Annotated in this window: 8 protein-coding genes; 1 reads left to right on the top strand and 7 read right to left on the bottom strand. The window is 63.9% G+C overall.

All coding sequences use genetic code 11. From position 1 onward, the window contains the following. Positions 1 to 34 precede the first annotated feature (34 nt). The 4 genes from M5G11_RS26430 to M5G11_RS26415 all read right to left on the bottom strand — a co-directional run bounded on the left by M5G11_RS26430 (position 35) and on the right by M5G11_RS26415 (position 6,088). Entirely contained in the window at positions 35 to 3,160 is a 3,126-nt protein-coding gene (locus M5G11_RS26430) for an efflux RND transporter permease subunit (protein ID WP_273913971.1), read from the bottom strand. Next, a complete protein-coding gene (locus M5G11_RS26425) occupies positions 3,157 to 4,395 on the bottom strand; it encodes an efflux RND transporter periplasmic adaptor subunit (protein WP_273913970.1) in 1,239 nt (412 codons plus the stop codon). Before M5G11_RS26425 ends, M5G11_RS26430 begins: the two co-directional genes overlap by 4 nt. Beyond that, a complete protein-coding gene (locus M5G11_RS26420; RefSeq protein WP_273913969.1) occupies positions 4,392 to 5,648 on the bottom strand; it encodes a TolC family protein in 1,257 nt (418 codons plus the stop codon). Before M5G11_RS26420 ends, M5G11_RS26425 begins: the two co-directional genes overlap by 4 nt. A gap of 98 nt (positions 5,649 to 5,746) precedes the next feature. Further along, the gene (locus M5G11_RS26415) at positions 5,747 to 6,088 is read right to left on the bottom strand and encodes a hypothetical protein (RefSeq protein ID WP_273913968.1); all 342 of its coding nucleotides are present in this window, start codon (positions 6,086 to 6,088) and stop codon (positions 5,747 to 5,749) included. Positions 6,089 to 6,365: 277 nt separating this feature from the next. Between M5G11_RS26415 and M5G11_RS26410 the strand changes: the two genes are divergently transcribed. Further along, positions 6,366 to 8,177 (top strand): di-heme-cytochrome C peroxidase, encoded by a 1,812-nt coding sequence (locus tag M5G11_RS26410; RefSeq protein WP_273913967.1) that lies wholly within the window; start codon positions 6,366 to 6,368, stop codon positions 8,175 to 8,177. Positions 8,178 to 8,204: 27 nt separating this feature from the next. Here M5G11_RS26410 and M5G11_RS26405 read toward each other — a convergent pair whose 3' ends face one another. The 3 genes from M5G11_RS26405 to M5G11_RS26395 all read right to left on the bottom strand — a co-directional run bounded on the left by M5G11_RS26405 (position 8,205) and on the right by M5G11_RS26395 (position 9,538). Next, positions 8,205 to 8,423, bottom strand: coding sequence for a DUF4287 domain-containing protein (locus tag M5G11_RS26405; protein WP_273913972.1), 219 nt, complete (start codon positions 8,421 to 8,423; stop codon positions 8,205 to 8,207). A 129-nt stretch (positions 8,424 to 8,552) separates the two neighbouring features. Next, positions 8,553 to 9,221 (bottom strand): DUF3313 domain-containing protein, encoded by a 669-nt coding sequence (locus tag M5G11_RS26400; RefSeq protein ID WP_273925418.1) that lies wholly within the window; start codon positions 9,219 to 9,221, stop codon positions 8,553 to 8,555. A gap of 29 nt (positions 9,222 to 9,250) precedes the next feature. Then, positions 9,251 to 9,538, bottom strand: a complete 288-nt coding sequence (locus M5G11_RS26395; RefSeq protein ID WP_273913941.1) for a hypothetical protein — start codon at positions 9,536 to 9,538, stop codon at positions 9,251 to 9,253. Between the last annotated feature and the right edge of the window lie 138 nt (positions 9,539 to 9,676).

The following is a 9,676-nucleotide window of genomic DNA, read 5'->3' as shown; positions in this document are numbered from 1 at the left end:
CAGCCTTGCCGGCGATGAGGCCCGTACCCCCGGGTCAAACCACCTCCCGCCGACGCATCAAGCGATAAGCCGCCGGGATGACAAACAACGACAACAACGGCGCAGTCAGCATCCCGCCCACCATCGGCGCGGCAATGCGGCTCATCACCTCGCTGCCCGTACCGCCACCGAGCAAGATCGGCAACAGCCCGGCAATGATCACCGCCACGGTCATCGCCTTGGGCCGCACACGCTGCACTGCGCCGTCTTCAATAGCCCGCAGCAACCCCGCTTGAGTACGCTCGCCCTGCCCTACGCGCTCTGCCCAGGCGTTTTTCAGGTACAGCAGCATGATCACGCCAAACTCGGCAGACACCCCCGCCAGCGCAATAAAGCCAACCCCGGTCGCCACCGAAAAATCAAAGCCCAGCGCATACAAGAACCACGCCCCACCCGTCAGCGCAAACGGCAAGGTCGCCATGATCAGCAACGCCTCGTCAAACCGCGAAAAGGTCAGGTACAACAGCACGAAGATGATCATCAGCGTCGCCGGCACCACCAGCTTGAGCCGCGCATTGGCCCGCTCGAGAAACTCGAACTGCCCCGAATAACTCAGGCTCATGCCAGGCTGCAAACCCACCTGCTCACTCACCACCCGGCGCAAGTCGGCCACCACCGACGCCACATCCCGCCCGCGCACATCGATGTACACCCAGCCAGAAGGCCGGGCGTTTTCGCTTTTGAGCATCGCCGGGCCGTCATTCACCGAGACCTTTGCCACCAGCCCCAAGGTGATCTGGCTGCCCTGCGCGGTATAGATCGGCAACTGCTCCAGCGCCCCCAGCGAATCGCGCCATTCACGCGGGTAGCGCAGGTTGATCGGGAAGCGCGCCAGCCCCTCGACGGTCTCGCCAATGGTCTCACCACCAATCGCCCCGGCCACTACCGCCTGCACATCGGCGATGTTCAGCCCGTAGCGCGCAGCGGCCTGGCGGTAGATGTCCACGTCGATATAGCGCCCGCCCGTCAAGCGCTCAGCCAGCGCCGAGCTGACGCCGGGTACGCCCTTGGCCACCCGTTCGACCGCCTGGGCAACCGCATCGATCTGCGCCAGGTTGCTGCCGGCGATCTTCACCCCCACCGGGCTTTTGATGCCGGTGGCGAGCATGTCGATGCGGTTGCGAATCGGCGGGATCCAGATATTGGTCAAGCCCGGCACCTGTACCACCCGGTCCAGTTCCTCGACCAGTTTTTCCGCGGTCATCCCCGGGCGCCACTGCGCCTTGGGCTTGAACTGGATGGTGGTCTCGAACATCTCCATCGGCGCCGGGTCGGTGGCGGTTTCCGCGCGCCCGGCCTTGCCGAAAACATGCAGCACCTCCGGCACGCGCTTGATCATCCGGTCGGTCTGCTGCAACAACTGCGCGGCCTTCTGCGCCGACAACCCCGGCAGTGCCGTGGGCATGTAAAGCAGATCCCCTTCATCCAGCGGCGGCAGGAACTCGCCGCCCAGGCGCGAGATCGGCCAGAGCGTGCTCAAGCACACCAGGGCCGCCACCAGCAGCGTGGTTCTGGGCCGGCGCAGCACGGCGTTCAGTGCCGGCTGATAGAGCGTGATCAACCCCCGGTTGAGCGGGTTATGCTGCTCGCGAGGGATTCGCCCGCGTATCCAGTAACCCATCAGCACCGGCACCAACGTGACCGACAGCCCGGCAGCTGCCGCCATCGCGTAGGTCTTGGTGAACGCCAGCGGGCCGAACAGGCGGCCCTCCTGCGCTTGCAGGGTGAACACCGGAACAAACGACAGGGTGATGATCAACAGGCAGAAGAACAGCGCTGGGCCCACCTCGGCGGCCGCGTCGGTGACCACTTGCCAATGCGCCTCGCCCTTGAGCGCCTGCCCTGGATGTGCGGCGTGCCAGGCTTCAATCTTCTTGTGCGCGTTCTCGATCATCACCACCGCCGCATCGACCATCGCGCCGATGGCAATGGCAATCCCGCCCAGGGACATGATGTTGGCGTTGATTCCTTGGTGGCGCATGACGATAAAGGCGATCAGCACCCCCACCGGCAGGGAGATGATTGCCACCAGCGATGATCGCAAATGCCAGAGGAACACCAGGCACACCAACGCGACCACGATGAACTCTTCGAGCAACTTGTAGCCGAGGTTTTCCACGGCGCGGTCGATCAGCTTGCTGCGATCGTAAGTGGTCACCAGCTCCACCCCCGGCGGCAGGCTTTGCTTCAGCTCGTCCAGCTTGTGCTTGACCGCCGCGATGGTCTCGCGGGCGTTCTTGCCGCTGCGCAGGATGACCACGCCGCCCACGGTTTCACCTTCGCCGTCCAGCTCGCTGATGCCACGGCGCATCTGTGGCCCCAACTGGACCGTGGCGACATCCCCCAGGGTCACCGGCACGTATCCCGCGCCCAGCTTGAGCGGGATCGCGCGGAAGTCCTCCAGGCCTTTCAGGTAGCCGGATGCACGCACGATGAATTCGCTTTCGGCCAACTCCAGCACCGCACCACCGGTTTCCTGGTTGGCCTTGCCGATGGCCTCGCTCACCTGCGCCTGGGTGATGCCCTGGCTGGCCAGCTTGAGCGGGTCGAGCAATACCTGGTACTGCTTGACCATGCCGCCGATGGTCGCCACTTCGGCAACGTTCGCCAGGGTCTTCAGTTCGAACTTGAGAAACCAGTCCTGCAAGGCGCGCAGTTGCGCCAGGTCGTGCTGGCCGCTGCGGTCGACCAGGGCGTACTGGTAGATCCAGCCCACCCCGGTGGCATCCGGCCCCAATGCCGGCTTGGCACTGGCCGGCAGGCGGCCTTGTATCTGGCTCAGGTACTCCAGCACCCGCGAGCGCGCCCAGTACAGGTCGGTGCCGTCTTCGAACAGCACGTAGACGTAGCTGTCACCAAAGAAGGAATAACCGCGTACCGTCTTGGCCCCAGGCACCGAGAGCATGGTGGTGGCCAGCGGGTAGGTCACCTGGTTCTCGACGATCTGCGGGGCCTGCCCGGCATAGGGGGTGCGGATGATCACCTGCACATCGGACAAATCGGGCAAGGCGTCGATGGCAGTGCTCTGCACCGACCAGATGCCCCAGGCACTGACAAACAGCGTGGCCAGCAGCACCAGCAGGCGGTTGGCGACTGACCAGCGGATCAGGGCGGCGATCATGGCTGGCCTCCCGCTTCAGCTTCGGGCGCAAGGGGTACTACTTCGATCCCCTTGAGGCTGGCCTCGGAATCAAGCAAAAACTGCCCGGAGGCCACCACTTGCTGCCCCGCTTGCAGGCCCCTGAGCACGACGGTTCTGCCGTCTTGCTCGAGACCGGGTTGCACCTCCACAGGCCGGTAACGACCGGCGTCTTCGGCGAGCATCACCAACGCCCGGCGGCCGGTACGGATCACCGCCTCGCTCGGCACCCACAACACCTGCGGGCCACTCGAACGGTTCAGTCGTACTTGTGCAGTCAGGCCCGGCCGTAGGCGTCCCTCAGGGTTGGGCAGCTCGACTCGAACCTGCAAGGTACGACTGTCCGGGTTGGTCTGCGGCAGGATGGCACTGACCGTCCCGGCCAGCACTTCACCGGCAAATGCCGGCAGGCGTGCCTGCACGGCTTGCCCCGGCACAATCGAGCCTGCTTGCGATTCCGCCACGGCAAGCGACAGCCAGACACTGCCCAGGCCATTGACCCGCGCCAGCGTCTGGCCGGCGGCCACGGTCATGCCCGCCCGTACGTCCAAGGCTTGCAGTACGCCGCCGATGGGCGTGGTGAGGGTCGTGATGGGCTGTGTTTTGCCGCTGCGCTCCACCTGGGCGATCAGCGCCGCCGGCATGCCGGTCAGGCGCAGGCGTTGGCGCGCCGCCGCCAGCAGGGCGGCATCGCCGATACGCTTGAGTGCAAGGAACTCCTCCTGCGCGGCGGCCCACTCCGGCACCAGCAAATCCGCCAGCGGCGCATTGGCTGCCAGCACATCGCCAGGCGCGTGAGCGTAGACGCGCTCGACAAAACCATTGCTGCGCGCCTGTATCACCGCAACATCCCGCTCGTTGAACGCCAATACCCCGACCACGTCGAGGCTGGCGGCCAGTTCGCCGCGAATGACCGTGGCCAGGCGCATGCCGAGGTTCTGCGCGAGGGCCGGGTCGATGCTGAGGGTTTCACCCGTTGCCGTGGCGTCGGCGTAGCGCGGCACCAGCTGCATGTCCATGAAGGGCGATTTTCCCGGCTGGTCAAACTGCTGCTGCGGGAACATCGGGTCGTACCAGTACAGCGCCTTGCGCTCGCCTGATGTCCCGGCATTTGCCTCCCCGTCCGGCCGCTGCGTGGCAAGCCAATAGCCGCCCAGAAGCCCCAGGCCAAGGGTGGCTCCCACCAGCAAACAGACACTCCAAGCTTGCCGGCTCATGGCTTCCCCTCCCCATAGGCGAAGTACAGGCGGGCGCGGGTCAACGCGCGCTGCTCCTCGTAATCGACATGCTTGAGGCGCGCCTCGACCAGTTGCTGGCGGGCCACAATCACGTCGCCCAGGTCACCTTTGCCGGCGCGGTAGCTGGCCATGCTGAGGTCGGCCTTTTCCCTGGCGAGCGGCAACAGGCTGTCCTGGCTGCGACTTACCGCGCGGTTCAGGCGCTGGTACTCGGCCAGCTCCGACTCCAGGCGCTCGGCGTGCTCGCGCGTCATGGCCTCACGTTCCGCGTCCAGACGCTCCAGCTCCGCCCGCTGCGCAGCAATCCTGGGGTTCTGCCGGTTGTCGGGGAACAGCGGCAGGTCGAAGGTGAATTGCACACTGATCATGTCGCCGAACTGCCGGCCACGGCGCTGGTAATCAAGCTCCCAACTCCAGTCGGACTGCTTCTGCGCCTGCGCTTCACGCACCTTGGCTTCGGCCTCGCGGGTCAGGGGCGCGAATGCCGCCAGCTGCGGATGGTGTTGCAACGTATGGCCGTCGCCCGCCAGGGCGATGGGCCACTGGGGGAAGTTGCCCACTGGGGTCTGGTTGCCTGCGGGGCCGATCCAGCGCTTTAGCGCCGCCTGGGCTTGCGCCCGTTGGCGAACCAGGTCGTCCTGCTGTTCCGCCAACTGGGCCGCCTCCTGTTTCGGGGTGACGGCATCGGCGGGCTGCGCTCGACCACCGGCAATCTGCGCGCGCACGCTCTCGGCCAACAGGCGGTTTTCCCGGTAGAAGTCCTGGAACAGCGCATCCTTGCGCTCGACGGCATAGCGCCGGATCCACGCCAGGGCCGTGGCCAGGCGCACGTTCAGGCGCTCGATGCGGCTTTCTGCGGCAGCCCGCTCGACCCCCGCCTCGGCCACCTCAACCCGCGCCCGGCGCTTGTCGCGGTTGGGCATCTCCTGCTTCACCCCGACCATTTGCATGGTCATGAAGTCCTCATCCAGTTGCCAGCGGTCGGCGCCGCCAATGGGGTAGTTCTGCAGGCCCAGCAGCAGCTTGGGGTCGGGCAGCTCGCCGGCGGGAACGGCGGCCAGGTTCGCCGCTTGCAGCTTGGCTGCTTGCGCCTGCAGCGACGGCGCAGTGTCTTCCGCCAGCCGCAAGGCTTCATCGAGTGTCAGGGGCGCAGCAAGGCTCGGCATGGCCCACAGGCCTGCGGCCAAGGCGGCCACGCGGGGCCAGCCGGTGCGGTAGCACATGGCATTCATGGTGGTGATTCCTGTGATGATCCACTGCGCGGCGCTTCAGGCAAACGCGCAGACGTGCATCCCGCCCAAGCGGAATACGGTTCAGGGAGCTACAGGAATCAAACGCGGGGTGGTCGCCAGACCCCGGAGGAGGACGCGATAGGCAGGGTATCGCGGGGGAAGGCCAGCACAACGGCGCTGGACAAGGTGACGGGCGGCTTGTTCAGCGCGACTTGCAGCATGCCGCCAGACTTGCACTCCTGGCCTGGCTTGCAGGGTTTGCCGTGGTCTGCGGAGGTGTGCATGTCCTGGCAGCAGTCCGGGCCCATGCCGTCGACCATTGCCATGCCCATGCTCTGCATCGGGCAGGGTTCGCTCGCCAGCTGCACGCCCGCCATCCCGCTGAGGGGAAGCGCCAGGCTAAGCAGGAAGATCAGGCAAACGCGCAATGAGCGGCTCATGGGCTGGAGTCTAGCGACTGGCGTGGAGGTGCACAAATCATTACTGCAAGGGACGATATATCTCAGTTTGCCAGTAACCCTCTGGCGATTCGACGTAAGCGCCCGGAAAGTCTTCTACGCTGCTAATCAGGATGCAGCCAAGCGAAGGAGATGGCGACACGCACCATCGCTGCCCCGGCCTGACCACCCAGCAAAACAGCACAAGTACAGCGCACCACCCGTGAGCCTGAAGCACCAATAACAACAATCCTGGCAGCCGCCACGAAGGATCGAGAATATGACACTGAAGTCAATTATGAGGGTGGTCAGCATCAGCGCCGCCTGCCTGACATCGCCAGTGATACTGGCCGATGAATACGCACTGGATCAGAACTGGAGCGCAAAAGACCTCGCCACCTGGCAGGACACATCCCAAGGATCACGCCTGGTGCCCCTGAGCTGGATGATGGCGCTGGAGGTGCAGGACTCGAAAGTACCCCTGCTGTCCGATGCCAATATCAGAAGCTATGGCTATACCCCCCGCACCCTGACGTTCAACCATAAATCCTATCGGGTGCCCCTCGGCTTTGTGGTCGACCAGGGCAGTGACAAGGCCCTGACGTTTTCACGCTTGCGCTGGATGCGCGATCAGTCCGATAGCGAGCCCTGGGTGGGGATGAACTGCGCGGCCTGTCACACCGCCAACCTGTCCTCTGACAACCACACCTGGGAAATCCAGGGTGGCCCGACCAATGCCGACTTCCAGAAGTTTCTAGCCGCCATCCGCGAGTCACTCGCCGCGACCCAAAGCGATGCCGAGAAGTTCGAGCGCTTTGCGGCAAAAGTGTTGGCCGGTAGTGACACACAAGACAATCGCCAGGCGCTTTCCGGCGCACTGGGCACCTTGAACCAGTTCCTCGAAAAAAGTGCCACGCTCAATCACACCGACCTGGAATACGGCCCCGGCCGTGTCGACGCCGTCGGGCACATCCTGAACCGGGTTGCCCAGCTCAATGACGCCCCGAACCCGACCCCCAACCCATCGGATGCCCCGGTCAGCTATCCGTTCCTGTGGAACACCCCGCAGCACGACAAGGTACAGTGGAACGGTGTCGCGCCAAACAAGCGCTTGGGCAAGGATGGCCTGGATATCGGCGCCCTGGCACGCAACGCATCGGAAGTGGTGGGTGTCTTCGGGGATGTGGCTTTTCGCTCGGACGCCTTCCTCAAAGGCTTCGACTCGAGCGTGCGCCTGGACAACCTTGATGACCTTGAACGCACCCTGGAGCGCCTGAAACCGCCAAAATGGCCGGGCAAGCTTGGCGCTATCGACCCAGCCAAGCAGCACAAAGGCGCAACACTGTTCGCCGCCAATTGCTCCAGCTGCCACCTGCCGTTGTCGCGCGATGACCTGAAAAGCAAGATCGTCGCCAAGATGGTGGCGATCAACCCCGCGACAGAAGGCCAGAACCTGATTGCCACCGACGCCTGGATGGCCTGCAACGCGGTTCAATTCACCAGCCCTGCCGGCCAGCTCAAGGGTGCGCTGCTCAACGATCTGTCCGGCAGGGTCAACGATGAGACACCCTTGGTGGCCCAGTTGGGCGTCACGGCCCGGGAGGTGTTGCTGAACCAGAAGCAAACCCTGGTTGAGCTGGCATTGCGTGATTTCCTCAACGTCAAGCCGCCACCCACTCCGATAGTGGAAAAAGGCTTCTTCGCATTCCTGCGCTCAAGCCGCTCGGCAAAGCTGCAGCGGCTTGACCAGTGCTACCAGATGGCCAAGGACATCAACGCCTATCCGACGCTGGCCTACAAGGCACGCCCGCTGACCGGTATCTGGGCAACGGCGCCGTACCTGCACAACGGCTCGGTCCGCACGCTGTATGACCTGCTGCTACCACCAGCGCAGCGTCCATCCAGCTTCAAGGTCGGCTCGATCGTGTTTGATCCGCAGCAGGTCGGTTATATCGATGACTTTGGGCCCGGCAGCCCGTTTACCTATGACACGTCCTTGCTGGGCAACTCCAACCAGGGCCATGACTATGGCGCATCGTCGTTCAGCGATGACGACCGCTATGCGTTGATCGAATACATGAAGAGCCTGTAGCACGGGTAGCCGGGTGATGGGGTACTGTCAGGCTTTTTTCGCCGCTGCCAGGTGGTAGGCAACCAGCGCATTCGCGTGGCCATGGCCCATCTTGTGCTCGGCCTTGAGCCAGGCGACCATTTCCATGTGCTTCTTGTCGCCGACGGTCTTGAGCAGGTCCAGCCAGTGCTTGATCGGGTGCCCGTAGTTTTTCTCGATGGAGGGGAAGTACGAGGCTGGGCCTTTGGTTTTGGTGTCTTCGCTCACGGTGCAAACTCCCTGTTCCAGGTGATGTTTCGGGTCGTTGTAGCCGCTGCCGTCAGGCTGCGCTCGCCTGCACAGCAGGCGCCGCCTTTGGGAGCCCTCACGGACTCCAGCGCAGCCTGACGGCAGCGGCTACTGACCACTTACTTCATACGCCTGGCGCAAGTCAATCGCCCAGCCATCCAGCACCGGCTTGAAGTCATCCACCGTCATCACCTGCCGGTCATTCTCCAGCACCCTGCCCGTGCCCTTGCGCACCACCTGCGCCAGCACCTCGTGGGTCGCCGAATCGAGCACCGCCACTTCGGTGGAAATCTCACTGTCCTGGTCGCGAATGCCGGTCGCCGTGCTCACCCCCGCCGCCAGCAAGGTCACCGGCAACCACTCATAAAAGTGCAAACCTTGGGTACTGGCCCCGACCGAGGTAATCGCCGGGCGGATAATCAGCGTGTCCGGGCCCGGCGCCGGGGCCAGGGTCATGACCTTGCCCAGCTCGTTCTTGAGCGCCGCATCGTAGTAATGCGTCACCCCCAGCAACGTCGACTCGGGCCCCCGCTCGGTCGGCAGGATTTGCGGGTAGAACAGGCTCGGCTCGATATACACCCGGGTGTAATGGTCGATATCCAGCGTCGGGCTCACCCAGGTCAACACGGTCTGCCCAGAGGGCAATTCCTTCTCCTTGAGCAAACTGTAATTGTGCAAAAACCCGGAATAGCGCTCCGGCGGCACGGTCTTGCCGGCACAGGCGCTGAGCGTGAGGGTGATAGCCGCCAATAACGGCAGCGACAGGCGTGTTCTCATTGGGGGTGTTCCACAAACGATGGGCGTTGTTAAAGAGGGCTGGCCGGGCCTTCGGAGTGCTCGATGTGCAGCTCGCCATTGGCCATGATCCACTGGTTGAACGCCGCCACCGGCACCGAGTGGAAGTACTCCACCCACTGGCTGCCCGCAGGGCTGTATTGCTCGATGTAGCGCACCAGCAGCACCCGCTGCAGATCACTGGAAAGCACCAGCCGCGACTCCTGGAACAACACGGGTTCGTCATCGCACACCTTGCTGGTGCGCTGGTTGAGGATCAAGGAGGTGGCGTGGTCGGCCTGGCTGTTGGCTGCCTGCATGGCAAGGTCCCCGGAGTTGGAATGCGCGCAGCTTGCCCGAGCGCTTTTGCCGGCGGATGTCTGGTTTTTGTCAGGGGCGGCGCAATGTTGCTGGATTGAAATATATGACCACGGGGCCAGAATGGTTTTAGATACCTT

This window comes from Pseudomonas fontis (genome assembly GCF_028656955.1).
GTDB classification, from domain to species: domain Bacteria; phylum Pseudomonadota; class Gammaproteobacteria; order Pseudomonadales; family Pseudomonadaceae; genus Aquipseudomonas; species Aquipseudomonas fontis.
Note: the sequence above shows the minus strand (reverse complement) of the source record. Positions and strands in the feature narration are given on the sequence as shown.

Coding starts and splice junctions, on each gene's coding strand:
- M5G11_RS26415 (WP_273913968.1), bottom strand. CDS start 6,088: ATGAGCCGCTCATTGCGCGTTTGCCTGATCTTCCTGCTTAGCCTGGCG.
- M5G11_RS26395 (WP_273913941.1), bottom strand. CDS start 9,538: ATGCAGGCAGCCAACAGCCAGGCCGACCACGCCACCTCCTTGATCCTC.
- M5G11_RS26410 (WP_273913967.1), top strand. CDS start 6,366: ATGACACTGAAGTCAATTATGAGGGTGGTCAGCATCAGCGCCGCCTGC.
- M5G11_RS26425 (WP_273913970.1), bottom strand. CDS start 4,395: ATGAGCCGGCAAGCTTGGAGTGTCTGTTTGCTGGTGGGAGCCACCCTT.
- M5G11_RS26420 (WP_273913969.1), bottom strand. CDS start 5,648: ATGAATGCCATGTGCTACCGCACCGGCTGGCCCCGCGTGGCCGCCTTG.
- M5G11_RS26400 (WP_273925418.1), bottom strand. CDS start 9,221: ATGAGAACACGCCTGTCGCTGCCGTTATTGGCGGCTATCACCCTCACG.
- M5G11_RS26430 (WP_273913971.1), bottom strand. CDS start 3,160: ATGATCGCCGCCCTGATCCGCTGGTCAGTCGCCAACCGCCTGCTGGTG.